This is a genomic window from Streptomyces sp. NBC_01261, from assembly GCF_036226385.1.
Classification (GTDB): Bacteria; Actinomycetota; Actinomycetes; order Streptomycetales; family Streptomycetaceae; genus Streptomyces.
The window spans coordinates 2,938,245-2,962,765 of sequence record NZ_CP108463.1 but is presented as its reverse complement, the minus strand read 5'-3'; the positions used below and the strand labels follow the sequence as shown (position 1 = coordinate 2,962,765).

The 24,521-nt window shown below is 69.4% G+C and carries 22 protein-coding genes; 7 read left to right on the top strand and 15 right to left on the bottom strand.

Going from position 1 to position 24,521, the window contains the following annotated elements:
- Positions 1–61: 61 nt before the first annotated feature.
- Positions 62–1,768 (top strand): DUF2264 domain-containing protein, encoded by a 1,707-nt coding sequence (locus tag OG226_RS12880; protein WP_328677205.1) that lies wholly within the window; start codon positions 62–64, stop codon positions 1,766–1,768.
- On the opposite strand, the gene OG226_RS12875 is transcribed toward OG226_RS12880, so the two are convergent.
- Complete coding sequence (locus OG226_RS12875; RefSeq protein WP_328677204.1) at positions 1,713–3,284, bottom strand: hypothetical protein; 1,572 nt, start codon at positions 3,282–3,284, stop codon at positions 1,713–1,715. The genes OG226_RS12880 and OG226_RS12875 overlap by 56 nt on opposite strands.
- A 194-nt stretch (positions 3,285–3,478) precedes the next feature.
- Between OG226_RS12875 and OG226_RS12870 the strand changes: the two genes are divergently transcribed.
- The gene (locus OG226_RS12870; RefSeq protein ID WP_328686297.1) at positions 3,479–3,901 is read left to right on the top strand and encodes an NUDIX hydrolase; all 423 of its coding nucleotides are present in this window, start codon (positions 3,479–3,481) and stop codon (positions 3,899–3,901) included.
- Here the strand turns inward: OG226_RS12870 and OG226_RS12865 are convergent.
- On the bottom strand, positions 3,888–4,613 hold the full coding sequence (locus OG226_RS12865; RefSeq protein WP_329349037.1) for a hypothetical protein: 726 nt from the start codon (positions 4,611–4,613) through the stop codon (positions 3,888–3,890). The two genes, OG226_RS12870 and OG226_RS12865, sit on opposite strands and share 14 nt — an antisense overlap.
- Positions 4,614–4,635: 22 nt before the next feature.
- Positions 4,636–6,063, bottom strand: coding sequence for a hypothetical protein (locus OG226_RS12860; RefSeq protein WP_329349036.1), 1,428 nt, complete (start codon positions 6,061–6,063; stop codon positions 4,636–4,638).
- Between the two features lie 55 nt (positions 6,064–6,118).
- Here OG226_RS12860 and OG226_RS12855 point away from each other — a divergent pair, with 55 nt between their 5' ends.
- Positions 6,119–6,718, top strand: coding sequence for a TIGR00366 family protein (locus tag OG226_RS12855; protein WP_329349035.1), 600 nt, complete (start codon positions 6,119–6,121; stop codon positions 6,716–6,718).
- A 252-nt stretch (positions 6,719–6,970) separates the two neighbouring features.
- On the opposite strand, the gene OG226_RS12850 is transcribed toward OG226_RS12855, so the two are convergent.
- Positions 6,971–7,552 (bottom strand): TetR-like C-terminal domain-containing protein, encoded by a 582-nt coding sequence (locus tag OG226_RS12850; protein ID WP_328677200.1) that lies wholly within the window; start codon positions 7,550–7,552, stop codon positions 6,971–6,973.
- Positions 7,553–7,675: 123 nt separating this feature from the next.
- Here OG226_RS12850 and OG226_RS12845 point away from each other — a divergent pair, with 123 nt between their 5' ends.
- The 4 genes from OG226_RS12845 (at position 7,676) to OG226_RS12830 (ending at position 11,286) form a co-directional block, all read left to right on the top strand.
- Positions 7,676–8,953 (top strand): YhgE/Pip domain-containing protein, encoded by a 1,278-nt coding sequence (locus tag OG226_RS12845; protein ID WP_328677199.1) that lies wholly within the window; start codon positions 7,676–7,678, stop codon positions 8,951–8,953.
- Between the two features lie 74 nt (positions 8,954–9,027).
- On the top strand, positions 9,028–9,657 hold the full coding sequence (locus OG226_RS12840) for an ArsR/SmtB family transcription factor (protein WP_329349034.1): 630 nt from the start codon (positions 9,028–9,030) through the stop codon (positions 9,655–9,657).
- Positions 9,654–10,925 (top strand): MFS transporter, encoded by a 1,272-nt coding sequence (locus tag OG226_RS12835; RefSeq protein WP_329349033.1) that lies wholly within the window; start codon positions 9,654–9,656, stop codon positions 10,923–10,925. Before OG226_RS12840 ends, OG226_RS12835 begins: the two co-directional genes overlap by 4 nt.
- 13 nt (positions 10,926–10,938) lie before the next feature.
- Complete coding sequence (locus OG226_RS12830) at positions 10,939–11,286, top strand: hypothetical protein (RefSeq protein WP_328677196.1); 348 nt, start codon at positions 10,939–10,941, stop codon at positions 11,284–11,286.
- 108 nt (positions 11,287–11,394) lie between these two features.
- On the opposite strand, the gene OG226_RS12825 is transcribed toward OG226_RS12830, so the two are convergent.
- The 11 genes from OG226_RS12825 to OG226_RS12775 all read right to left on the bottom strand — a co-directional run bounded on the left by OG226_RS12825 (position 11,395) and on the right by OG226_RS12775 (position 24,510).
- Positions 11,395–11,895 carry a hypothetical protein gene (locus tag OG226_RS12825; RefSeq protein ID WP_329349032.1) on the bottom strand — a complete coding sequence of 167 codons (501 nt, stop codon included), beginning with the start codon at positions 11,893–11,895 and terminating at the stop codon, positions 11,395–11,397.
- Positions 11,892–12,461 carry a SigE family RNA polymerase sigma factor gene (locus OG226_RS12820; protein ID WP_328677194.1) on the bottom strand — a complete coding sequence of 190 codons (570 nt, stop codon included), beginning with the start codon at positions 12,459–12,461 and terminating at the stop codon, positions 11,892–11,894. The genes OG226_RS12825 and OG226_RS12820 overlap by 4 nt, the downstream gene beginning before the upstream one ends.
- A gap of 96 nt (positions 12,462–12,557) precedes the next feature.
- Entirely contained in the window at positions 12,558–13,364 is an 807-nt protein-coding gene (locus tag OG226_RS12815) for an ABC transporter permease (protein ID WP_328677193.1), read from the bottom strand.
- On the bottom strand, positions 13,364–14,167 hold the full coding sequence (locus OG226_RS12810) for an ABC transporter permease (protein ID WP_329349031.1): 804 nt from the start codon (positions 14,165–14,167) through the stop codon (positions 13,364–13,366). The genes OG226_RS12815 and OG226_RS12810 overlap by 1 nt, the downstream gene beginning before the upstream one ends.
- Position 14,168: 1 nt before the next feature.
- Positions 14,169–15,179 (bottom strand): ABC transporter ATP-binding protein, encoded by a 1,011-nt coding sequence (locus OG226_RS12805; protein WP_329349030.1) that lies wholly within the window; start codon positions 15,177–15,179, stop codon positions 14,169–14,171.
- A gap of 34 nt (positions 15,180–15,213) precedes the next feature.
- Positions 15,214–16,293 carry an MFS transporter gene (locus tag OG226_RS12800; protein ID WP_443066992.1) on the bottom strand — a complete coding sequence of 360 codons (1,080 nt, stop codon included), beginning with the start codon at positions 16,291–16,293 and terminating at the stop codon, positions 15,214–15,216.
- 89 nt (positions 16,294–16,382) lie between these two features.
- Entirely contained in the window at positions 16,383–19,265 is a 2,883-nt protein-coding gene (locus OG226_RS12795) for a glycoside hydrolase family 2 TIM barrel-domain containing protein (protein ID WP_329349028.1), read from the bottom strand.
- Between the two features lie 27 nt (positions 19,266–19,292).
- Positions 19,293–20,159: a carbohydrate ABC transporter permease gene (locus tag OG226_RS12790; protein WP_328677188.1), complete on the bottom strand. Its 867-nt coding sequence runs from the start codon at positions 20,157–20,159 to the stop codon at positions 19,293–19,295.
- Positions 20,156–21,124 (bottom strand): carbohydrate ABC transporter permease, encoded by a 969-nt coding sequence (locus OG226_RS12785; RefSeq protein WP_328677187.1) that lies wholly within the window; start codon positions 21,122–21,124, stop codon positions 20,156–20,158. Before OG226_RS12785 ends, OG226_RS12790 begins: the two co-directional genes overlap by 4 nt.
- Positions 21,125–21,144: 20 nt before the next feature.
- The gene (locus tag OG226_RS12780; protein ID WP_328677186.1) at positions 21,145–22,410 is read right to left on the bottom strand and encodes an ABC transporter substrate-binding protein; all 1,266 of its coding nucleotides are present in this window, start codon (positions 22,408–22,410) and stop codon (positions 21,145–21,147) included.
- Between the two features lie 225 nt (positions 22,411–22,635).
- Positions 22,636–24,510 carry a glycoside hydrolase gene (locus OG226_RS12775; protein WP_329349027.1) on the bottom strand — a complete coding sequence of 625 codons (1,875 nt, stop codon included), beginning with the start codon at positions 24,508–24,510 and terminating at the stop codon, positions 22,636–22,638.
- Positions 24,511–24,521 lie beyond the last annotated feature (11 nt).

Below are 24,521 nucleotides of genomic sequence, written 5' to 3'. Positions count from 1 at the left end.
TCCGACCGGAACCGGGGCGCCCCAGGTTCCACTCTCCCGCCGTGCGTGTGAAAGCGAGCCGATGCAACTCCCTGCCGACAACCGCACGTTGAGCCCCTGCACCGGCTACACCCGGGCCCACTGGGAGACGGCCGCCGACTCTCTCCTCGCCGCGGTGGAGCCGTACGCCACCGAGGACCGCGCGCTCTACCACCTCCCCGGCACACACACCAGCTGGTCCGGCAGGCTCTCCGACGGCCTGGAGGGCTACGCCCGCACCCTGCTGCTGGCCGCCTTCCGCCGCGACGAGACGGCCCTGGAGCGCTACGCGGACGGCTTGGCGGCAGGCGTCGCGGGCGTCTGGCCGAGCATCGAGGACCGCGGTCAGCCCCTGGTCGAGGCGGCCTCCATCGCCCTCGCCCTGCGCCTGACCCGCCCCCTCCTCTGGGACCGCCTCGACGAGCCCGTACGACAGCGCGCCGCGGCCTGGCTCGCGGACGCCCTGACCGCCGAACCCTGGCCCTGCAACTGGGAGTTGTTCCCCGTCACGGTGGGCGGCTTCCTCCAGGACATCGGGTACGAGCCCGACGCCTCCCGCAAGGCCGTCGACCGGGGCCTGTCGCGCATCGAGGACTGGTACGTCGGCGACGGCTGGTACACCGACGGCGACGGCCGCAAGTTCGACTACTACAACGGCTGGGCGATGCACCTCTACCCGGTCCTGCACGCCTGGCTCGCCGACGACCCCCGCCTCCTCGACCTCTACGGCGGCCGTCTGGAACGCCATCTCGCCGACTACGCCCGCCTGTTCGGCGGAGACGGCGCGCCGATGCACCAGGGCAGATCGCTGACGTACCGCTTCGCGACGACGGCTCCGCTGTGGCTGGGGGCGCTGACGGGCCGTACGCCGCTGTCGCCGGGGGAGACGCGACGGCTGGCGTCGGGCGCGCTGCAGTACTTCCTGGAGCGCGGGGCGGTGGACGACCGGGGGCTGCTGAGTCTGGGGTGGCACGGCCCCAACGAGGCTGTCCTGCAAGGCTATTCGGGCCCCGCGTCCCCGTACTGGGCGAGCAAGGGCTTCCTCGGCCTGCTCCTCCCGCCGGACCACAAGGTGTGGACGGCGGCCGAGGAACCTGGCCCGGCTGAGCGTGCGGACGCGGTCACGGCGGTCGCCCCCGCCAACTGGCTGCTCCAGTCCACCAGTTCGGACGGCCTGGTCCGCCTCCACAACCACGGCAGCGAGGACGTCCGCTACGACCCGTACTACACGCGCCTCGCCTACTCCACGGTCACGGCGCCCTCGCCGTCGTACGACAACAGCGTGATCCTCGGCGGCGATCCGAGCCGTACGGAGATCGTGCCGTTGGGGGTGGGGGAGGGGTGGGTCGCCTCCCGGCACACGGCGGCCTCCGGGGCGCGGGTGGTCAGCCTGGTGGTGGCCGAGGGGGCGGTGGAGGTGCGGGCCCATCTGGTGGTGGGCGTGGGTGAGGGGACGTCGGTCCGGGTCACGGGGTGGTCGGCGGGGGATGGGCTGGAAGCCGAACTCACCTCCCTGCACGGGCTGTTGGACGGTGTGGGTGTCGTCGGTGACGGGCCCACCCTGTTCGTCGCGCTGGCCCGGCTCACCGGGGAGCCGGACCCCCGTCCCCTCGCGGAACTGGTGTCCGTGGAGGTCGACGGGGATCACGGTGTCTCCGTTCAGTGGGCCGGCGGCAGGCGGACGGGCTTCCGGTTCACGGAGTCAGCCGGGCGATCCGGAGACTCGTCGTGGTCGGTGACGCCCCGTTGAGCGGGGTCGCGTAGGTCGGGGTGACGGGGGCGTAGGCCCAGGTCAGGGCGCCGTTCTTCAGGACCGCCAGGTCGCCGCTGATCCGGGCGGTCACCACCTTGTCCGCGCCCTGGGCCTTGCCGTTCCAGTCGATGAGACGCAGGTGGGTGCCCGTGAAGGTGCCGGTGCAGGTGCCGGCGGCGCACTTGGCGCCCTTCAGGGACTCCCAGGAGACCAGGAGCCGGTCCTTGCCGTACGGCGCGATGTGCACGTCGACGTTCTCGGTACCGGCCGCGCTCGTGAGGTAAATCGCCTTGCCGGGGCCGGAGTTGCGGTTCGCCATGAAGGCGACGGCGACCTGGTGCGTGCTCGTCCTCGGGGTGACCGTCCAGCCGCGTCCGCTGGAGTCGGCGGCGTTCTTCTTGGCCGCGGCGGCACCCCGGGAGGCGAAGGCGGTGGCGTACCGGCCGCTCGCCGACTTGACCAGGTCACCGGTGCGGCCGGGGAAGGTACCGCCGCAGTACCCCGCCCAGCACTGTTCGCGCTGCACGACCGGCGCGGTGTCCGGGGCGCCGATCCCGGTGGAGACGAACAGGCCCGAGCGCCAGTCGTCGAAGCAGAGTGAAGTGAAGGCGCCGGAGGTCTCCGCGTGCAGCGCGATGCCCTCGTTGTGGCTGCAGCCCCAGCTCCAACCACCGCTCAGCTCGGTGCCCTTGGCGCTGATGTACGCCAACTTGTCGCCGAAATGACCGTCCGCGAAACCGCCCGCGCCGTGCACGACGAAGTACGCGCCGTACTTGGCGCCGTTCCAGGTGAGTTGGCCGTCGAGACCCGGGGAGGTGTCGTTCGACGCGGTGCCGGTGAGCTTGGTGCGGAAGGTCTGCTCGCCGTTGGTGTAGCGGACGATCGCGGCGGCCGTCTCCTTCCACTTGTTGGTGTCGGCGACCCGGGTGAGCAGCGCGAACCCGTCGTTGTGCGCGACCAGCCCCCCAACTTCCTTGGCACCCTTGACGATCGTGTCGGCGCCCGAACGCAGCCCGGCGGCGTTCAGCGGGGTCACGTGCACACCGTCGGCGGCGGGCCAGGCCACGCGCAGGGTCCCGTTCGGGGCCACGGCCGTCGTCGTACGGGTCCACTCGCGGGTGTTGTTGTAACCGGCCGTCAGATAGGGGAACTTGGCGGCGAGCGGGACCGTGGTGCTGGTCGGGGAGAGGGTGCCGGTCGCGTCCTTGGCGGTCGTCGAGGTCTGCGCGGCGGCCTTCGGGGTGGTCCTCGCCGAGGCGGACGTGGTCGCCGTACCGGTGGTGGACGGAGAACCCTGGGCGGCGGCCTCGGCGGAGGTGCGGCTGGACACGGAGGGGGAGGCGGACGTCCCGGCCGCGGTAGAGCTGCCGCTCTCGCCGCTGCTCGTCGCCGCGGTCGCGTACCAGGCACCGCCGAGCAGGGCCGCGACGGCGAGCGAGCCCGCGAGCGGCTTGCGGGCGATGCGGCGGGGGGAACGGCGACGGTGCGTGGTGGTGCGTCTTGCGTTGGTCATGTCCCCAAGTCGCCGCTGGTGCGGGGGAGGTTGCCGTCGAGCCGCGCGAAACATGGGGAGGTCGGTGGTCCGGCGGTGTCCGAAGGTGAGACCGGCTCCCCAGCCGGGGCAGGCCGATCCTGGTACGTTGGATGTCTTCCTGGGTATCAGACCCTTTGGACTCATCACCGGCGAGGGACCGAGGAACCATGGCCATGGACCCCGGCGACAAGCGACTGGCGGCGGCCGTCGTGATGGACGACGACGGACGCGTGCTTCTGGTGCGCCGGAGTGCCACCGAGAGGTTCCTGCCGCGGGCGTGGGGCGTTCCGTGCGGGAAGCTGGAGCCGGGCGAGCGGTCCGAGGACGGTGCGCTGCGGGAGCTGAAGGAAGAGACCGGGCTCCTCGGCGAGATCGTCCGCAAGATCGGCGAGTCGTCCTTCGTGAGCGAGTACCGGGGCCGCGAGATCAAGAACTGGCAGGACAACTTCCTCGTCAGGCCGCTCACTTGGGAGATCACCCTCCCCGAGCCCGACCAGGCCTACCTCTGGCTCCCGCCCTCCGAGCTCGCCGGTGCCGGCATCGACATCGACGCGTACAACCTGGACGTCGTACGACAGGCCCTCACGAACTTCTGAGCGACTCCGCCAGATCGTTCAACGCGCCCAGATACTCCGGCACTTCGAGCGGCACCTTCGCCACCGCCCCCGGATGCGGGCCCGCCGCCGTGAACACGTCGGTGTGGCGACGCCGTTCGGCCCCCGTCTCCAGGAACAGTGTCACGGTCGGTACGTCCGTGTCGCACCAGGCCCGGTGCAGGGTGTGCGCCGGGAGGGCGTAGGCGCTGCCCGCCGCGTACCGCCCCGTGTGCGTCAGCCGCAGCCGTGCCGGTCCCGTCGGCCGCAGCCGCCAGTCGGCGCCGCGCTCGGCCAGGGACTCCTCGTACCGGTCCGCCGTGATGCCGCCGTCGCCCCGCGCCTCGTACAACTCCATGGCGAGTCGGCCCCGGACCACGTAAGAGGCGAGCGGGGAACGGTGGTTGTGGATGTCCTCCGCGCCGATCGCCGTCGCGCCGGGATGCCAGAGGTGCGCGCGCAGCATGTGGCGGGGGCCGCCGTCGATCAGCAACAGCTTGTCGAAGCCCAGGACATGACGGTACGACAGCCCGGCGCAGGCCTCCGGATCGCCCTCACCGGAGGCGAGTTCGGCGATCAGCTCCAACAGGCGGTCGGGGGAGCCCAGTTCGGCGACGACCGCACGGGCCGCGGTCACCGTGGCGTGGTCGGACAGGTCACCGTCCAGCGCCTCGGTCAGCAGCCGTCGCGCCGCCAGGATCTGCCGGCCACCCATGCACTCACTCCCCGACTCCGGTTCACACCGGCCTCGTCCGAGGGTCCGGCTGGTACATCCATACGGCATGAGCGCGCAGCGCCGAAAGGCCTTGGCAGGTCATCCAGATCGGTTGGCGCAGTTCCTCCGTCGTCGTGAACGCCGACCCGTCCCGGCTCCACGACCAGATGCCGTCGGTCTGCGCCGCCCACACCGCTGCCGCCGCGCCGTCCAGCCGCTCCCGCCACGCGTCCTCGACGCCGTCCTCCCGCGCGATCTCCTGGGCGCCCGGGGTGAGCAGCGCCCGCACGATCCAACTCGCCGTGAAATGCCGGACGTTCAGCACCTCGTGGTGCGAGGAGTCGTCCGGGTGGTGCCGGCGCACCTCCTCCCGCAGGTTCGCCAGGTCGGCGCAGTTGTCGTGCGCGGTCGCCGGGCAGGCCAGCAGCCAGCGCACCCCGTCCTCGCGCGCCGAACGCTCGACGGGCCCCTCGCCCAGCACCCGGGCCGTCCGGTCCAGGGCGACCACGGCCTGCGCGGTGTGCAGCGCGGAGGGCTGAGCCGGGTGCCCGACCCAGGGCAGCGGGGAGAGCCGGTGACTCCAGCAGCGGCGGTGCTGGCGCTGCGGGTCGGAGAGCGCGCCGTCGATCAGGGCGCCGCGCAGCACGGGCAGCGTCGGCGCGTCCGGTGCCGCGCGCAGCAGCCCCCGCATCACGGTGGTGACGACATGGGTCAACGCCCGCCCCGTACCGTCGAGTTCACGGGTGAAACCGGCCTCGCAGCGCGCCACCTCGTCCGCCAGCCGCTCCCGCGAGGCCCCCGCCCGGGCCAGCGCGCCCAACACCGTCGCGGTGACCTCCGGCCGGGCCACCGACCCCTGCGAGCGGGCCGACCAGCCGCCGCCCCGCAGCCGTAGCCTCCACAGGGTGTCGATGAGGTCGGCGGTGTGCAGGCGTCCGTCCGGAACGCCCAGGTCCAGCACGATGTGCAGGCCGTACGCCGTGGCCAGCGAGGTCGGGCGGGCCGGGCCGTCCAGCTCCCGGAGGGAGTGCGGCCAGCCGACGAGACGGCCGCGCACCGGGTCGTCCACCACGGCGACCTGGGCGGCGAGGGTGTCGTAGGCCGAAGTGAACACCTGAGGCAGTGGGCCGGGAGCGTTCGGCAGGAGGGGAGCGGGTGCGGTGAGCGGCGCGGGTCCGGCGGTGCGGGCGCGGAGCAGGGCCGCCGCCAGCCAGGTCATCCCGACGGTGGCGAACCCGCTCAGCCCGGAGATCAGGTACTTGGCCGGCTCTCCGTCGATCGAGTCGGGCAGCACGCCGAACAGGAACTGGAACACCGCGTATCCAGCGGCCACACAACCGAACCGGCCGAGCCAGCTCACGAAGCGGGTCGGCGGGCTCCCGCCGGGAGTCGCCGGACCGGGCGGCCCCGGGGCCCTCAAGGGGCCGCGTCCCAGCTGCTGTTGAGACAAGGCGCGCTCCCTCCCCCCTGGGTGGCACGTGACGTTCGCGAAGTTTCCAGTCTAAGTGGTCTCGCCTGGAAGCTCTTCGGGGGTTGATCATTCGGTCCTGCCGGGAGTACCGGTTGCTGCGCGACTGGCCGCCGATCACCCCGGCTCGCCGCGCTCGGCGACTGTGAGATCGAGTTCGAAGTACGCATCAACGCCGCACTCAACATCGGCCTGCCGCCTCGCCCGCGCCGTCCGTGACGGCGCCCCCGCGACCTCGGGTGGACTGCTCCAATTCCCTTTGTACGGCGGCATCTTCGGCATGATCGCGTACACCGGACTGCACCAGACGATCGCGGACCGGCTGGTCTCGGTGTCGAACGAGTTCCTCTACCCGGCCTTCATCGCGATCCACAGCCGCGTCCTCGGCGTGTTCGTCCCCAGCGGCGGCGGCAAGTGGGTCGTCGAGGCGCCCTACGTCCTCGACGCGGCGAACCAACTCCACGTCGACCAGGGCTGGATGGTCGTCGTCCACGACCTCGGCGAGGCCGGCGCCAACCTGCTGCAACCGTTCTGGATGCTCCCCACCCCGGCGATCCCCGGGCTCAAGGCACGCGACGTCATGGGCTACACCTTCGCGATGTTCCTCGCCCTCTTCCCGCCACCCTGGTCCTCGTGACCCTCTTCGCCCGCACCCTCCCGTTCCCCTGACGCCCCGCCCCGGGGTGTCGTCATGCCTCGCGGATCTCCTCGACACTGCCAGAATCCCGTACGTCCGGCCACGCACGCGGGTCCGCGCACCAGCTCGACGAGTTCCAGGACCTCGTGCCACGCCTCAATGTCCCCAGAGTCAACCCCCGAAGGATTTCCGGAGCCGACCACTGAGCGGTCAGCGATACGGCTGGGGCGCGGACCGGAACCGGCGTCTCCGTCACCGCAGTTGACCCTCGCGCGGCCAGTGCGTCAATGCCACGTGCAGCGCGTCGACCGCACGCTCCCACGACCGCTGTACGTCCCGCGGCGCGCCGAACCCTCCGCTTGACTCCAGCGCGCAGTAACCGTGGAACGTACTCCTCAACAGCCGTACGGCGTCGGTGAGATCGGGTTCCTCCAGGCCGTAGGCGCGCAGCATGCCGTAGGTGATCTCCGCGGTGCGGCGCAGGGCGGGGGAGTCGGCGATCAGGGACTGGTCGACGCGGATCTGGGTGGCCGCGTACCGGCCCGGGTGCTCCAGGGCGTAGGCCCGGTACGCGTCCGCGAAGGCGCCCAGCGCGTCCCGGCCCGTGCGGTCGGCGACCGCGACGGCGATCCGGTCGATCAGCTCGCCGCCCGCCAGGAACGCGACCCGGGTGCGCAGATCCCGGAGGTTCCGGACATGCGAATAGAGGCTCGCGTCCTTCACGCCGAAGCCACGGGCCAGCGCGGACAGACTGACGTTCTCGAAACCGACCTCGTCGGCGAGGTCGGCGGCGGCCGCCACGACACGGTCGGCGGTCAGTCCCGCGCGCGCCACGACCCACCACCTCTCCTCTGACCTGAGACGACTGGAACCCCTAGGACACTAGCCAATAACAAGTGGGGCGCCCGGCGCGTTTCACCACGGCCGTCACCGGACTCCGGCAGCAGACTTCCCACCATGGACGACGACTCCGGCACCCCCGCCCCCACCGGCCTCCGCGCCACCGCACTCCTCGGCCGCCCCAAACTGTGGCTCATCCCCACCGTGCTCACCGGCCTGCTCGCATTCCTGCTGTCCCTCCTCTACATGGGCGGCATCGTCAACCCCAACCGTGAACTGAACGACCTCCCCATCGCCCTCGTCAACAGTGACACCGGCAGACCACTCACCGGCCAGCAGCAGAACCTGGGCACCCAGATCACCCACTCCATCGTGACCAACTCCGGTAGCCGCGCGGCCGGTTGGCGCCAGCTCACGAGAGCCCAGGCCCAGGACGAACTCGACGCGGGCAAGGTCTACGGCGCCCTGGTCATCCCGGCCGACTTCACGAACTCCGTCGCCGCGCTGACCACGACGAACGCCACCGCCCGCCCGACCATCACCGTGCTGACCAACCCCGGCAAGGGCAGCCTCGGGTCCTCCCTCGCCGGCAAGATCTCCTCCACGGCGGCTCAGCAGGCCTCGCTCACCATCGGCAAGCAGCTCAGCGCGACGGCCACGAAGGCCGACTCCACGCAGAAGCTGCTGCTCGCGGACCCGGTGCGGATCGCCACCCAGGTCGGCCATCCCATCGGCGGCAACAGCGGCATCGGCCTGACCGCGTTCTACTACACCCTGCTGCTGGTCCTGGCCGGATTCATGGGCGGCAACGTCATCAGCAACGGCGTCGACACCGGCCTCGGCTACGCCGACAACGAGATCGGCCCCTGGCACACCCGCCGCCCCACCGTCCCCATCAACCGCACCCAGACCCTGCTCCTGAAGATGGTCATGACGGCCGGCATCACCCTCCTCAGCGTCTCCCTGATCATGCTCGCCAGCGTCAGCATCCTCGGCATGGACGCGACCCACATCCCGCTCCTGTGGATCTACTCCTACTGTGCCGCCCTCGCCGTCGGCCTCGGCGTCCAGGCCATCAACGCCGCGTTCGGCGGAATCGGCCAGCTGGTCTCCATGTTCGTGTTCATCGTCCTGGGCCTCCCCTCTTCCGGCGCGACCGTCCCTCTCCAGGCCGTCCCCGGCTTCTACCGCTTCCTCTCCCACTTCGAGCCGATGCGCCAACTCAGCGACGGCGTAAGGGCGATCCTCTACTTCGACGCCCGCGGCGACGCGGGCCTCACACGCGCGTGGACCATGATCGGGATCGGTACGGCGATCGGTCTGCTCTTCGGTTTCGCGATGGTCCAGTACTACGACAGGAAGGGCCACAAGCGCCTTACCCCGCAGCCGGCTTGAGGCACCCGACGACCAACGTCCTGGTGAGGTCTGAGAGTTGACTCTCAGGTTTTCCGAGAGAACACTCTCAGACCATGGATTCCGGCAACCGTTACGGCGACCTAGAGATATCCGACCCGAAGGCCATGCGCGCGCTGGCACACCCTGTGCGGCTCGCGATTCTCGAACGCCTCCAGCGCCACGGCCCCGCCACCGCCTCCCGCCTCTCCCCGCACGTGGGCGCCACCCCGTCCGTCACCAGCTGGCATCTGCGCCATCTCGCCGGCTTCGGCCTGGTCCGCGACGCGGAGGGCGGGACGGACCGGCGGGAGCGGCGATGGGCGGCGGTGGCGCGAGGCTTCCGGTTCGAGATGCCGGAGGATCCGGCGGACGAGGAGGGTCGGTCGGCGGCTCGGGTGCTGACCGGCGAGATGTTCGCGCGCAACGCCGAACTGCCCCTGCGCTGGCTGCTGGACACGGCGCCCGAACTGGAACCGGAGTGGACCAGGATCGCCCGGGCGAACAACACGCGGATCGTGGTGACGGCGGACGAACTGGCCGCGCTGCAGGACGCGTTCGAGGAACTGATCGCGCCGTACGTCGTCCGCGCACCGGACCGGCGACCGGCGGACGGCCGGGGTGTCCGCCTGCTGATGTACGCGTTGCCGGAATCGCCAGGTCCCGGGAGCGAGGACGGCGAGCAGACGACGGACCTGCCGGAATGAACGGGGGATCGCTGTGGCGTGACCGCCGCTTCGTACGGTTCTGGTGCGGCCAGTCCGTCTCCCAGTTCGGTGACCGGATCTCCGAACTGGCCTTACCCCTCCTGGCGGTTGGCGCACTGCACGCCTCCGCGAACCAGGTGGCCCTGCTGACCGCGCTGGTCTGGACGCCGAACCTCCTGGGCCTGTTCCTGGGCGCCTGGGTGGACCATCGCCCCGCCAAACGCCGGCTCATGCGGCTCGCCGACGTGATCCGGGCCGCCGTACTGCTGTCGCTCCCGATCGCCTACGCCCTCGACACGGTGACCCTCGGGCAGCTGTACACGGTGGCCGTGCTGACCGGCACGGCGGCGGTCGTGTTCAACACGGCGTACTCGTCCTTCTTCGCCCACCTCGTACCGCCGGAGTCGTACGTCGAGGCGAACAGCAAGCTCAGCGCGAGCAGATCGGTGTCCTTCATCGCGGGACCCGCGGTCGGCGGCGGCCTGGTCCAGGCCCTGACGGCACCGGTCGCGGTGATCGCGGACGCGCTGTCGTTCGTGGCATCGGCAATCCTGATAGGACGTACGGGAGTTGACGAACCAGTTCCCGTTCCAGTTCCTACGACTTCGACTGGCCCCTCGCTGCCAAGACGTGCCCGAGAGGGCCTGACCTTCGTGATCCACGAGCCCGTCATGCGCGCGGGCCTCCTCTGCGCCACGACCGTCAACTTCTTCACGTTCCTGTCGGGCACGGGCCTGCTCGTGCTGTTCGCCGACCGGGTCCTCCAACTGTCGCCCGGCGCGATCGGGTTGGCGTTCGGCGTGGGCGCGACGGGCGGTCTCCTCGGCGCGGTGGCGTCCCCCGCGATCGCCCGCCGCATCGGCATCGGCCGCAGCATCGTCGTAGGGGCCGTGCTGTTCCCGGCCCCCTTCGCCCTGATCGCGGCGGCAACCGGCCCTGCCTGGACCCGCCTTGGGTTCCTCGGCGCGGCCGAGTTCCTCTCTGCCTTCGGTGTCATGCTCTTCGACGTCAACCTCAACTCCCTCCAGACATCGGTGGTCCCCGACGGCCTCCGCAGCCGCGTGGCGGGCGCGTACAGCACGGTCAACTACGGGGTACGTCCGCTGGGGGCCCTGATCGGGGGCGAGTTGGCCACACTGGTGGGCCTGAGAGCGACCCTTACGGTCGCGGCCGTCGGGGGCGCGATGTCGGCGCTGTGGTTGCTGGCTTCGCCGATACCGGGGATACGGGAGTTGCGGCATGCGCCGGTGGAATCGAGGCAGGAGTGATTGAGTCTCCGTGATGGATCGAGAAGAACGGGAGCTGGAGAGGTGGCGGGCGGCTCTGATGTCCGAGCTGGGGAGTCCGGAGGTCGGGGTGTCCCCCAGAGCGTTGCTGGCGATGACATTCGACGATCCGGACCGCGAGCGGGTCGAGGCCGTCCTCTTCGACTGCCTGTCCCCTGCCGCCGATCCGCAGATCAGAGTTCTGGCCGTGACCTGCATGGGGCACGTGGGGAGAATCCACGGAGCTGTAAGTGCCGACGTCGTCCGGCGGCTTGAAGAGTTGCTGGACGACCCCGCACTGGGTGGCGTGGCTGAAGACGCCCTTGGTGACATTGCGGCCTTCGCCGGTGATGATCTGAAGTGAGGCCGATCGCCAAGGGCGTCGCCGTACCGGTCGTCAGCGGTTCGGCCGGTCCTGGGCGGCTCGCGCGCGCACGCTCAGGACCGGGTGCTCATCCGGTGACGGGGTCGGTCAGCCCGCGCAGAGCTTCACGTCGACCGTGTCGCCCTTGAATACGATCTTCGGGCTGTGGGGAGTGAGTTCGACGACCGAGGCCGGCTTGCAGCCGGGGCTCCGCGTCTTGACGATCGTGCCCATCTTGAGCTGTGCCTTGAGGAACTGCTGCTTGGCCGTGGCCAGGTCCTGGCCCGTGAGGTCGACCGGGATGGGCGTCTTCGAGATGCCGCCCAACAGGAAGGTGGCCTTCTTGTGGTCGACGGTCGAGGCGGTGGTCCCCGCCGCCGTCTGTGAGCCACTGCCGCTGATGGACGCCAGGGCCGTGCCGCCGCCCGCCACGATCAGGGCCGTGGCGACACCGGCGATGAGGGTGGCGCGCCTGCGGCGGGTGCGGTGGACCATGCCGGTCGTGTCGAAGGCCGGCGAGTCGGTGGAGTGCGCGAAGTCGTTCATGGCGTTGATCAGTTCCTCTTCGAAAGGTGTGCAGCCGGAGGACCGCGGGTCGTGCGAACTCATCGCGTTCCTTCCGTGAGCTGCTGCGATGAAGGGGTGGAGAGTGCGGGAAACTGGCTTCTCAACCGGTCGATTCCACGAGCGAGTTGGGAGCGGACGGTGCTCTGCGAGATCTTCAGGTCGGCCGCTATCTCGGCGTCGGACAGATCGTGGAAGTACCGCAGCACCACCACCGTCCGCATCCGCATGGGCAGTTGCTGCAGAGCACGCACCAACTGGTCCCGGCTGTCGATCCGTCCGTACTCGTCGCCCGGCGCGACCGGGTCGCCGTCCACCGGGTGCTGAGCCGTACGGCGGAACCGTCGCCAGCGGTCGTTGGCGAGGTTGACCATGATCCGCCGTACGTACGCGTCCGGGGCGTCCTTGGCGCTGATCGTGCGCCACTTGCGGCAGGCCCGCTCCAGGGTCTCCTGGACCAGGTCCTCCGCCGCGTCGCGGCTGCCCGTCAGGACCAGCGCGCCCCGGAACAGCGCGGCCGACCGGGCGGCGACGAATCCATGGAAGTCACCCTCCGTCGAACCGACTCCGTTGCGCCCCGCGCCCGTTGCCCACTTGGCTGCCAGATCCACACGCTCCTCCCTTCCTGTCACCCCTCCTCGACGGGGAAACGGGCGGATCTGCTGCACGGCCTCTCTGAGACCTGGGTCACAACTCCCCTGGCGCGCTCACCCGTTGACGCCCGTGTAGTGGTTCAGACTCCATCGCCACAGCAACCGAGCCCCGAGATACGCCAGCACGCCCACGAGCGGTGAGGCCGCCGCCAGCCAGTACGGGACGCCGGTGTCGTGGCCGTGCCCGGTCAGTACGGCGGCCGGGAGGTAGGCGACGAACGCGAGCGGAAGGGCGTAGGTGAGGAAGCCGCCGACCGCCCGGGGCAGGACGTTGAGCGGGTAGCTGCCGAAGGTGCCGAGGAGGTCCTCCAGCCAGCGGCTCCAGTAGTCCGCGGACGGGAAGCGGAGGGAGGCGCCGGCCACGGCCGTGAAGAGGGCCGCCTCCAGGAGCATGCCGCCGATGAGCGCGGCGATCAGATACGCGGTGCGGCCCGCCGTCCAGTCCAGGTGGCTGCGGCCGAGCGCGCCGATCATCAGGCCGGTCGCCACCGTCAGGTCGCCGATCGCGTTGGTGGGGAAGTACTCCAGCTGGGCCTGGCGGTGGACCGGCATCGGGCGCACCAAGTAGATGTCGATACGGCCCTCCTGGATGTACCTGCCGATGCCGTGCATACGGCCCAGGAACAGCACCATCAGGCCGTGCGCCATCATCCGCGTCGCCGGGATCAGCAGCACGTCCGAGCTGTCCCAGCCGCCCATCCCGGCGAACCGGGTGAGCAGCACCGTCGCGAACACGATCACCGACACCTGCCAGATCGCGCCGATCGCGATCATCAGCAGGAACTCGGTGCGATATTCCAGCTGGGCACGGAAGTTGAGGCGCGTGATGCGCCACACGATCCGGACGGCATTCACACGCATCAACCTCCTTGGGCCACGACTCGTCGGGCGGCGCGCCGCCACAGGAACCGGGTGAACAGGGACAGGGCCACCACCCAGGCGGCCTGCAGGGCGAGTTGGGCCCCCGCGTCGGACAACGGGACCCGGCCCACGTAGATCGAGAGCGGCACGCTGAGCGTCGCCTGGAACGGCAGGAAGCGGCTCATCGTGATGAACCAGTCCGGGAAGAACCACAGCGGCGCGTACACCCCGGACAGCAGGTTCTGCGCGAAGATCAGGATCAACATCGCGGCGCCGTTGCGGAGTGTCCAGAAGCAGAGTTGGTCGATGACGAGCATGACGTAGTAGAGGACCAGCTGGCCGAGCAGCATGCTCAGCGCGAACACCCCTGCCGCGGCAGGTGACTTGGGAGGGTCCACGACCCCGGCCGCGAGGCACACGACGTAGCCCGTCAGTGCCCAGGCCAGCCCGTACATCTGCTCACCGAACGCCCGCAGCGCGTAGTAGCGCTGGGGCGGCAGCGGGCGCAGATACCAGTAGATGATGGTGCCGAAGTGCATGTGCTGAAGGACCGTGTCCCGGCCCGCGTACTGGTCCAACTCCCGTAGCCGGGAGGCGAGTACGGCCAGCACGGCGTACGTCACCGCCTGGTCGCGGGTGAGTCCGGCGGTGGTGCCGGTGTGGGAGTACAGGCCGCGCCACAGGGACGCCACCAGGACCACCTGTACGGTGAGGCGGAGCAGGGCGGCCGTGATGCGGGGCGGGGCGAGCAGTTCGCCGAGCGGGGTGACGCGGGCGGCGCGCCAGGCGTGCGGGGCCGCCATGTCAGGCCTCCTCGGCCGGCGGCCCGGCCTGGACGTAGGCGGCCCGCATCACGTCCTCCAACTCGGCCTCGTCCATCGCGACTTCGGTCACCTCGTACCGCTCGATGACCTGCTTCAGCGCCTGGTGGACGGTCGGCCCCTCGGCTCCGTCCGGACCGAACACCACCTGCGGGCCGTCCCGCCGTACGAGTGCGATGCCCGGCAGCGCCACGACCTCGGCGTGCGCGTCGGCGAGCGTCGCGCGGATCTGCCAGGTCGAGCCGAACCTGCGGCGGATCTCGTCGAGGGTGCCGTCCAGCACCAGCCGGCCGTGGTTGATGAGGACGACCCGCTCGGCGAGCCGGGCAACCTCGGTCATGTCGTGCGTGGTCAGCAGGACCGTACGGCCGCGCTCCTCCACCTGGTGCCGCAGGAACTCCCGCACCTGCTCCTTCACGACCACGTCCATGCCGATGGTCGGCTCGTCGAGGAAGACGACCGGCGGGTCGTGCAGCAGCGCGGCGGCCAGGTCGCAGCGCACCCGCTGGCCCAGCGAGAGATGGCGGACCCGGGTGTCCCAGAAGGCGGACAGTTCGAGGATGTCGTCGAACTCCCGCAGCCGCGCCGCGTGTTGCGCCTTCGGCACCTCGTAGATGTCCCGCAGGATCGCGAACGACTCGCGCACCGGCAGGTCCCACCACAACTGCGTCCGCTGCCCGAACACCGCCCCGATGTTACGGGCGTTGCGCTCCCGCTCCTCGTACGGCACCACGCCCGCGACCCGTGCCTCGCCGGAGGTGGGCCTCAGAATACCGGTGAGGATCTTGATGGTGGTGGACTTGCCGGCGCCGTTCGGCCCGAGCAGGGCGAGGAGTTCACCCGGGGCGACGTCGAAGGTGACGTCGGAGACGGCGTGCTTGGGCACGCGCTCCGGGTTGACGAGGGAGCGCAGACCGCCGACGAGACCCGCCCGCCGGACGGTCGTGTGGAAGGTGCGGGAGAGACCGCGCACCTCGATGCTGCTCGCGCTCACTGGATCAGCCTTCGGGTGAGCCGGAACAGTGCGTTCATGACGCGGACCTCCTCGTGAGTCGGATCAGCCGGAGCGTCGCCAGCAGCGACGCGCCCGACAACACGGTCAACAGCCAAGGCACCGCGTGGATCCCGGAGGCCTCGATCCCGACGCCGAGCAGCGGCGGAGCCGCCACTCCGCCGACGTTCGAGGCCGCGATCACCCACGCCCCCGCGCGCCTGGCCTGGGGGAGCGCCGAGTTGAGCCAGGCAAGGCCCGTCGGAAAGACCGGAGCGATGAACAAGCCAACACCGGCATACGCCACCGGTGCCACTCCTTTAACCAGCGTCAACAGCAGACACACCGTCATCCCCGCCGCGCACACCGCGAGGATCCGCTCGGGGGCGTGGCGCATCGCGATCGGTACGACGAGGAAGCGGCCCGCCGTCATCATCAGCCAGTACACCGAGGTCGCGGACGCGGCCACGGTCGCGGTGTAGCCGACCGTCTCCAGATGGGTTGGCTCCCAGCCGCCGACGCCCGCCTCCACGGCCACGTTGAGGATGTAGAGGACCAGGAACCCGACGAGGACCCGGGACAGGCCGAGACCCCGGCTTCCCGTCGTTGCTGGTGGAGCGTCAGATACACGTGTACGTACGCCACTTGAGCCGCCGAACACCAGCACCGCCGCCAGCACCGCGCACCCGCCGAACGCGTACGGGTAGCCGTCCGGACCGAGCCACGCCACGATCGCCGGGCCGAGCACCGCCCCGATGCCGAAGTGCGCGTTGAGCACGTTCAGCATGGCGGTGGACCGGCCGCCGAAGCCCACGGCGAAGAGCTGGTTGAGGCCGTAGTCGATGCCGCCGAAGCCGAGGCCGGCGAGGAAGGCGGCGGCGAGCGCGAGGGGCCAGTTGGGTGCGAGGGCGAATCCGGCCGCGCCCGCCGCCATCAGGCCGTAACCCCACGCCAGCAGTGCCCTGTTGCTGATCCGGGAGTGGATCGCGTTGAAGGCGAGGACACCGGCGACGCCGCCCGCGAAGTGCAGGCTCAGACCGAGGGCGGCGGCCGAGGGGGACAGGCCGAACTCGTGCCGCAGGCCCGGGATCGCGGGGCCGTAGAGGGCCTGGAGCATGCCGATGAGGATGAAGCCGACGCAGGACGCGACCGCGGCCGACCGGGTGAAGAGCCGGCCGGCCGCAGACGATTCCGTGACGATGTCAGTCAACTGGTCTCCGGGGATCTCGTGTTCACGGTTTCCGAGAACACGAAGGAGAACTCGGTGGGCCGGGCGTTCAGGAAGTACTCCGGGAGCGGGCCCGGGCCGCAGGACTGTGAGCCGATGCCGTGCTGGCCGTGGTCGAGGTTCACCCAGACCGTCTCGCCAGGCGTCAGGTCGGTGCGGTGGGTGGCCGCGTCCAGTTGTTCCGTGGTCCAGCGGCGGCCGGTGAACCAGAAATCCGGGTCGCCGTCGATGCGCAGCCCGCCCAGTTCGGCCCAACGGACGTCCGGGCGGGCGCCGTTCTCCTGCGGGCGGAGGTAGGGGGTCTGGAGGCCGTCGACCGTGGACTCCCAACGGGCGAGTACGGAGGCCGACTTGGTGTCGGGGTATCCCTCGCCGGGACCGCCGCCGAACCACCGCACCCGGTCCGCGCTCGCGTCGATGCCGAAGCGGATGCCCAACCTCGGCAGCGGGAACGTCCAGTTGCCCTCGGGTCCCACGGACACCGTCAGCCGTAGCCGCGAACCGTCCGAGGTCCAGCGGTACACCGTGGCGAGTCCGATCTCCCAGGCGGCGGGCGCCACCCGGGTGCGTACGGTCAGCGCGTCCTCGCTCAACTCCACACCGTCCAGCCGGTGGCGCATGCGATGCAGCCCGAACTTCCGCCAGAGCGGGCCGAATCGGATGTCGGTCTGCCAGGACGCGCCGTCGTCGTTGTCGGTGGGCGCCCGCCATATGTCGAGGCGGAGACCGGTGACGTCGACCGCGCCGATCGTCCTCAACTCACCTGTGCGGGCGTCGAAGGTGGCAGGGCCCAGGGTGATGCGCCGATCGTCGAGCACCGGCCCGGCGACGGCGGAGACGGACGGCAACGGGCGGGCCGCGACCGGGAACTGACCCCAGCCGATGACATGTCCGGCGGGACCCCATGCGGTGCCGGCCGCGAGCGACGCCCGTACCGTCCACTGGGATTCGGCGCCGTCGGACCCCGTGGGCGGTTCGGGCAGCTTGACGTCGGCCGACTCGCCGGGGGCGAGCGAGGGCACGGTGAGGGTGCCCGACTCGACTGTCTCGCCGTCCACTTGGTACGACCAGGCGAAGGTCAGGGCGGACAGGTCGGCGAAGTCGTACGCGTTGGTGATCCGTACGGTGCCGTCCGCGCCGTCGCCCGTGATCCGGACCGGCTCGATCACCTTCTTGTACTCGATCAGGCCGGGGGAGGGCGTGCGGTCCGGGAAGATCAGGCCGTCGCAGACGAAGTTGCCGTCGTGCAGCTCCTCGCCGAAGTCACCGCCGTACGCGAAGCCGAAGCGCTCGTCCTTGATGCCGTGGTCGATCCACTCCCAGACGAAAGCGCCCTGGAGCCGGTCGTACGACTCGAAGAGGCGCTGGTAGTCGGCGAGTCCGCCGGGGCCGTTGCCCATGGCGTGGGCGTACTCGCAGAGGATGAAGGGCAGTTGACGGCGCCTGTGGGTTCCGCCGTCCAGGCCCCGGCCGATGCGCTCGACCTCGGCGTGGTCGGCGTACATCCGTGAATAGACGTCCGTGTCACGGCAGTTGATGTCGCCCTCGTAGTGCACGAGGCGGGACGAGTCGCGGGCGTGGATCCACTCGGACATGGCGGTGAGGCCGCGACCGGTACCGGCTTCGTTGCCCAGGGACCAGATGACGATGGACGGGTGGTTCTTGTCGCGCTCCACCATGCGGGCCGCGCGGTCGAGCAGCGCCGGGGTCCAGCGGTCGTCGTCAACGGGGTTGTCGCGCCAGGCCTGTTCGGTGAAACCGTGGGTTTCGAGGTCGCACTCGTCGATGACCCAGAGGCCGTACTCGTCGCACAGGTCCAGGAAGTCGGGGTGCGGTGGATAGTGCGAGGTGCGGACGGCGTTGATGTTGTGCCGCTTCATCAGCAGCACGTCCTCGCGCATGGTCTCCAGGTCGAGGGCGCGGCCCTTCTCCGGGTGCCATTCGTGGCGGTTGACGCCCTTGAAGAGGACCGCCCTGCCGTTGACCTTGATGAGCCCGTCGGAGAGTTCGACGGTCCGGAAGCCGATGCGGAGGGGGATGCGTTCGCCTTCGGTGGTGAGCAACCCGTCGTACAGACAAGGGAGTTCGGCCGACCACGCGCGCACGGGCACGGTGACCGATTCGCCCGTCGCGACATCGATGTCCAGAGCGGGCACGGTCACCCGTCCGTCGACGTCGGAGTCGACGCGCAGAGTGCCGTCGCCCGTGACGTGGTCGTAGGAGGCGTGCACGAAGAAGTCGAGGGCGCTGCCCGGCGGGCGGTGCAGCAGGGTGACGTCACGGAAGATGCCGGGCAGCCACCACTGGTCCTGGTCCTCCAGGTACGAGCCCGCGGACCACTGGTGGACGCGGACGGCGAGTACGTTGCCGGAGGGCTTCAACAGGTGCCCGACGGCGAACTCGTGCGGCAGCCTCGACCCCTTGAACTCGCCGATGTCCGTGCCGTTCAGCCAGACGCGGGCGCAGGACTCCACGCCGTCGAAACGCAGCACGGCCCCGCCGTCCGAGGGCCACTCGGACGGCAGGTCGAAGGTGCGGAGGTGGTCGCCGGTCGGGTTCTCGGTCGGGACGCGGGGCGGGTCGACCGGGAAGGGGTAGAGGTGGTTGGTGTAGATGGGGGAGCCGTGCCCCTGCAGGACCCAGTGGCCGGGGACCGCGACCTCGGCCCAGCCCCCGGCGTCGTAGCCCTCCCCGGCGAACGAGTCGTCCTCGGCGTCGGCCGTCGCCGACACACGCAGGCGCCAACTGCCGTTCAGCGACAGTGACTTCGCGTCCGAGGACGCGTACCGGGCGCGGGGTGGGAGGGCTCCGCTGCCCGGGGAGACGTCCTCGATGTAGTCGGCGGCGGTGCTGGAAGTCATCGGTCTCCAGGTCGTGAGATGCGGGTGTCAGCCCTTGATGCCGGTCTGCGCGATGCCCTGGACCAGCCAGCGCTGGAGGAAGAGGAACACGAACACCAGGGGCAGGATGGAAACTGCGGTGGCCATGAAGATGAGATGGAAGTTGACGGTCTGGTTCGTCATGAACGACGACAGGGCGATCTGGACGGTCCAGGAGTCCGGGTCCTGGCCGATGACCAGTGGCCAGAGGAACGCGTTCCAGCCGCTGATGAACGTGATCGTGGCGATCGCCGCGAAGAAGTTCAGCGAGTTGGGCACGACGATCCGCCAGTACGCGCCCCAGTAGCCGAGCCCGTCCACGCGCGCCGCCTCCTCCAACTCCTTGGGGAACCCCAGGAAGTACTGCCGGAAGAGGAAGCAGGTGAAACCACTGAAGAGGCCCGGGATGATGAGACCCCGGTAGGTGTCGACCCAGCCGAGCGACGAGACGAGCACGAAACTCGGCACGAAGGTCACGGCTGTGGGGACCATCAGGGTCGCCAGGACGGCGTAGAAGACCTTGTTGGAGTGCTTGTACGGGATGCGGGCCAGGCCGTAGCCGGCCAACGAGCAGACCAGGAGCGTGCCTACGGTCATCAGAACGGCGACGACCATGGAGTTCCACAGGGAGCGGCCGAACTGGACGGTGGGGTCGTCGAACAGCTCGGAGACGTTGCCCCACTGGAAGGAGGGGAGCAGCTTCCAGTTCTCGCCGGTGATCTCCGGGTCGGTGGAGAGGGCGTTGCGGACGATCAGGTAGAAGGGGAGCAGGAAGAGCAGGGCGGCGACGCCGACGGCGAGATACAGGCCGGTATTGCCGAGGATGCTGCCGCGCTTCTTGCGGTTCTTGCCCAACTGCGGTGCGGTGGTGGTCACTTGGCCTCCTCCCCCCTTCCGAAGCCCATGATCTTGCCCTGGGCGAGGGTGACGATGCAGATCAGCAGGGACAGGATGACCGCGCCCGCGCTGCCGGCGCCGTAGTCCTGGCTGGTGCCGAGGGCCGTCTTGTAGAGCTCCATGAGCGGGGTCTGAGCCCAAGTCGCCTTGGTTCCGATGATGTTGAAGAACTCGTCGAACGCCTGGTAGGCGGCGACGAGCAGGAGAAGGATCACCGCGGTCGAGGTGGCGCGGAGTTGGGGCAGCGTGATGTACCGGAAGGTCTGCCAGCCTCGCTTGGCGCCGTCGATGGCGGCGGCCTCGTACAGCTCGGCCGGGATGTTCTGGAGCGCCGCGAGGAACAGGATCATGTAGAAGCCGGCCTGGATCCACAGGCGCAGGCTCACGATGACCAGCCAATACCAGGGCGGGCTGGGGTTCGCCAGATAGGCGATGTTGTCGACACCGAACCAGCCGAGGACGGTGTTCATCAGGCCGAAGCGGACGCCGCTGAAGATGGACATCTTCCAGATCAGCGCGGCGGCGACGTACGAGACGGCGGTCGGCAGGAAGAACACCGACCGGAAGAACGCCCGCATGAACCGGAGTTGGTTCACCAGCAGGGCCAGCCCCAGCGACAGCGCCCATGTGGTCGGCACGATGAACACGGCGAACACCGTGAACGTCAGCAGCGATTCAGGGAAGTTGCTGTTGGTCAGGATCTGCTTGTAGTTGTCGAAGCCGATGAAATGGCTCGGTGTGACGGTGTAGCGGGCGTCGAAGAAGCTGAGCCAGATGCTCCATCCGATGGGGACGAAGACGAAGATCACCAGGCCGATGAGGAACGGGCCGGTGAAGAGCCAGAAGTTCAGGGTGGCGTTGCCCCGCAGCCCCCGCCGCGGCCGGGCCTGGGAGGCCTTGGCCGTGGCGGGCTGAGCGACCCCGCGTGTGGTGGTGGTCGACATCTCGGGTTCCGTCCGCCGGCCTATCCGAACAGCTTCTTGAGCTCGACATCGACCTTTTTGTCGCAGGCGTCGAGCGCGGCTTCCGGATTGCCGTTCTTGCGCACGGAGTTGGCGATCACGTCGCCGAACGCGGTGAGCATGGTCTGGTCGAAACCGATGTTGTCGAAGTGGCCGTAGTCGGTGAAGAGCTTGACGCCCTCGGCGGGGAGGCCGGACTTGAGCTTGGTGGCCTCGGCGGCGATCGAGGAGCGCGGCGGGATGTGGAAGCCGTAGGACAGCGCCCAGTCTTCCTGGTACTTCTTCTGATCGATCCACAGCCACTTGACGTAGGCCTTGGCCGCTTCGAGGTTCTCGCTCTTGGCGTTGACGAACATCGACCAACCGCCGTTGTACACCGACTGCTTGCCCGCGCTGCCGATGCTGGGGAACGGGAAGACGCCCAGGTCGTCGCCGAGCGCCTTCTGCATCGCCGGCATGGACCACATGCCGCCCCACTGGATGGCGCACAGTCCCTGGTTGAGCGAGGACGGGTCCCAGAAGTCGGTCGGGGCGTCGAGCAGCACGTGGCCGCTGGTGAACAACTGGCGGAGCTGCTTGAGGCCTTGGACGACCCCGTCCGTGTGGTAGGCGATCTGGTTGTTGGCGTCGAGCGTGTCGGCGCCGGCCGACCAGATGATCGGGTTCTGGACCGCGGTGAAGTCATTGCCGAGGTAGGCGCCCTTGACCTTGCTCGTGGTGAGCTTGGCGGCGGCCTCCAGCAACTCGTCCATCGTGGTGGGGACTTCGACCTTGGCCTTCTCCAGCATCGACTTGCGGTAGTAGAAGAACTGCGGGTCGTCGATCATCCGGATCCCGTAGACCTTGCCGTCCACGGTGTGCGACTTGATGTCGGCCGGGTTGAAGTCGTCCTTGACCGGATCGATGATGTCGCTCAGGTCGGCCACCTGCCCGCTCTTGACCAGCTGCAGCTGCGGGTGGAACTCGAAGACGTCGGGTGCCTGCTTGGTGAGCAGGGACGAGAAGAGCTTGGCCTCGAAGTTGCTGCCGGTGATCCAGTTCGTGGTGACGTCGGCCTTGGAGTACGCCTTGGCATACCGCTTGATGGCCTGCTCGGTCCCGGCCTCGCCGTAGGCGTGGAAGTACTGGACGAGGTTCGTGCCCGAACCGGACCCTCCGCCCCGCCCGTTGTTCCCCCCGCACGCGGCCAGCGTGCCGGCCGCGGCCATTCCCGCTGCCGCCCGGAATATCGATCGGCGGGACCAGTTGCTGTTGCTCATTGCCGACATGGTGACGTCCTTGTCTCTCGCGCGGCTGCGGCTCCACGGCTCCACGGCTGAGTGGCGGCCGGTGGCTCAAATCGAGGTGCGGAGCGGGACGTTAACCTTCGCCTAAGCCTTCGGCAAGGGGTTGGACGAAGTCTGTTCGAAGCGTTGTGTAGCGTTCGGGATACCGGACGTGACGAAGGCGCGGGCCGCCGCGAAGGCGACCCGCACCCCGTACTCAGGTGGTCATTACACCTTTGACCAGGCCTCGTTGGACCCGCCGTTGCAGCTGTAGAGGATCACCCTGCTGCCGTCCGCGGTCGCCTGCCCGCTCACGTCCAGGCACTTGCCGGACGCCTCGCTGAGGATCTGTCCGTTGCCGTTCAGCAGCCATCGCTGGCCGGGATCACCCGTGAAGTCCGCGGCGGTCGTCAGCCCCGAACTCCGCACCGTCAGATACCCGTTGGCGGTTTTCAGGCCGCCCTTCGCGTCGTACGACCACGCCTGCCCGGCCCCGCCCGTGCAGGTGCCGAGTGAGGCTCCCGAGGTGTCCGCAGTCAGGCACTTGCCTGACTGCTTGCCCTGGAGGGCGCCGGTGACGGCAGTCGAACTCCCGTGTCCCTGAACGCCGTTGCCGCCCTTCCGGGCCTTCTGGTCGAAGACGTACGTCGTGATCGAGCGGGCCGCGAGAGTCGTGGACACCGTGGAGCCGCTCACGTCCGGCTTCGCGACCTTCGCCCAGTTCTCCGTGGCCGAGGTGCGGACCGCCTGCGTCGCCCGCACCGGAACCTTGCTGTTGAAGTGCAGGTTCAGCGAAGTGTCGGTCGTGTTCTGGTTGTTGACCACGACGACCCACTTGCCGTCCCGGTCGTACGAGCTGACCTCGACACCGCTCGGCGCACCCGTCACGTTGTGCGCGACCGAGCCCGGGCTCACGAACTTGCTGTACTGGCCCAGCGCGTAGTACCGCTTGGTGAAGTACAGGGTCTGGTTGCCGTTCGTCGCGTAGTCGGGGTCGTAGTAGATCAGACCGTCGTTCCAGCCGACGTCGTTGCGAGCGGCCGGGTCCGTGCCGTAGCCGCTGGCGAGCGCCACCCACCACTGGAACGCCGAGTCGTGCGAGGTCGCGAAGTCCTTGTAGATGATCCGGGACATGAGCAGGGCGTTGTCGATCGTCGGGTCGTACTCCTGGTTCCAGCCCGTGCCGCCCTTGCCGAAGCAGCAGATCTCGGTGGCCCAGGAGGGCTTGCCGACCGTCTTCGCCGTCTCGTAGACGTTGCCCAACTGGCCGTCGTTCGGGTTGTTGTACGTGTGGTGCGCCAGCTTCGACACGTACTGCGCGGTGTCCGGCTGCGAGATCCACTGCGGGACCTCCGTGGCGAAGCTGACCGTGCTGCTCGACTCGTCGGCGATGATGCTCGTCCTCTGGTGCCGGGCCTGCTGCTCGGCGCCCAACGCCCTTACGATGTCGTCGCGTTGGTCGACGGTGACCTGCATGCCCTCCTGGCCGCAGTCGCCGAAGTCGTTGTCGGGCTCGTTGAAGGGGCTGATGTAGTCGAACTTCGCGCCCTGTCTGGCGAAGTGCGCGGTCACGTCGGCGATGTACTTCGCGTAGTCGCTCTCGTTCTCCGGCTTCAACTGGCCGCCGCAGCTCTGCCCGTTGGTCGTCCACTGCGCGGGCGCGCTGTTGACGAAGCCGATCAGGTCCCGCACGCCGTACTTCGCGGCGTACCCGAGGAACGTCCGACCGCCCTTGTCCTTGCTCCAGTCGTACGTCCCGTCGGCGTTCAGGAAATCCTGGGCGGCGCGGGCCGGGGTGGTGACCGCCGTACCGCCACCGCCGATGTTGTAGCGGTACGAGGAGAGGTCCAACCCCTTGGAGGAGAACAGGAGTTGGGCCACTCGCGCCTGGACCGCGGGCGTGAAGTTCCGCAGGTCGTTGACCCACCAGGCGCCGGACGCGCCGATGTTGTCGATGGTCTGGGCCGCGTGGGGGGAGACTTCGGCCGGTGCGACGCCGTCGGCGTTCGCGGGCGGCGCGGAGAGCAGGGCCCCGGTGACAGCCAGCGCGGCTGCCGCTGTCACGAGGATCGTTCTCCTGGGGTGGGGGTGAGTCACGTGCATCCCTTCCGTCG

Bases quoted from the DNA above. Each gene is read 5' to 3' on its own strand.
- OG226_RS12880 (WP_328677205.1), top strand. From the start codon at position 62: ATGCAACTCCCTGCCGACAACCGCACGTTGAGCCCCTGCACCGGCTAC.
- OG226_RS12875 (WP_328677204.1), bottom strand. From the start codon at position 3,284: ATGACCAACGCAAGACGCACCACCACGCACCGTCGCCGTTCCCCCCGC.
- OG226_RS12870 (WP_328686297.1), top strand. From the start codon at position 3,479: ATGGACCCCGGCGACAAGCGACTGGCGGCGGCCGTCGTGATGGACGAC.
- OG226_RS12865 (WP_329349037.1), bottom strand. From the start codon at position 4,613: ATGGGTGGCCGGCAGATCCTGGCGGCGCGACGGCTGCTGACCGAGGCG.
- OG226_RS12845 (WP_328677199.1), top strand. From the start codon at position 7,676: ATGGACGACGACTCCGGCACCCCCGCCCCCACCGGCCTCCGCGCCACC.
- OG226_RS12840 (WP_329349034.1), top strand. From the start codon at position 9,028: ATGGATTCCGGCAACCGTTACGGCGACCTAGAGATATCCGACCCGAAG.
- OG226_RS12835 (WP_329349033.1), top strand. From the start codon at position 9,654: ATGAACGGGGGATCGCTGTGGCGTGACCGCCGCTTCGTACGGTTCTGG.
- OG226_RS12830 (WP_328677196.1), top strand. From the start codon at position 10,939: ATGGATCGAGAAGAACGGGAGCTGGAGAGGTGGCGGGCGGCTCTGATG.
- OG226_RS12825 (WP_329349032.1), bottom strand. From the start codon at position 11,895: ATGAGTTCGCACGACCCGCGGTCCTCCGGCTGCACACCTTTCGAAGAG.
- OG226_RS12815 (WP_328677193.1), bottom strand. From the start codon at position 13,364: ATGCGTGTGAATGCCGTCCGGATCGTGTGGCGCATCACGCGCCTCAAC.
- OG226_RS12810 (WP_329349031.1), bottom strand. From the start codon at position 14,167: ATGGCGGCCCCGCACGCCTGGCGCGCCGCCCGCGTCACCCCGCTCGGC.
- OG226_RS12800 (WP_443066992.1), bottom strand. From the start codon at position 16,293: ATGCTCCAGGCCCTCTACGGCCCCGCGATCCCGGGCCTGCGGCACGAG.
- OG226_RS12795 (WP_329349028.1), bottom strand. From the start codon at position 19,265: ATGACTTCCAGCACCGCCGCCGACTACATCGAGGACGTCTCCCCGGGC.
- OG226_RS12785 (WP_328677187.1), bottom strand. From the start codon at position 21,124: ATGTCGACCACCACCACACGCGGGGTCGCTCAGCCCGCCACGGCCAAG.
- OG226_RS12780 (WP_328677186.1), bottom strand. From the start codon at position 22,410: ATGTCGGCAATGAGCAACAGCAACTGGTCCCGCCGATCGATATTCCGG.
- OG226_RS12775 (WP_329349027.1), bottom strand. From the start codon at position 24,510: ATGCACGTGACTCACCCCCACCCCAGGAGAACGATCCTCGTGACAGCG.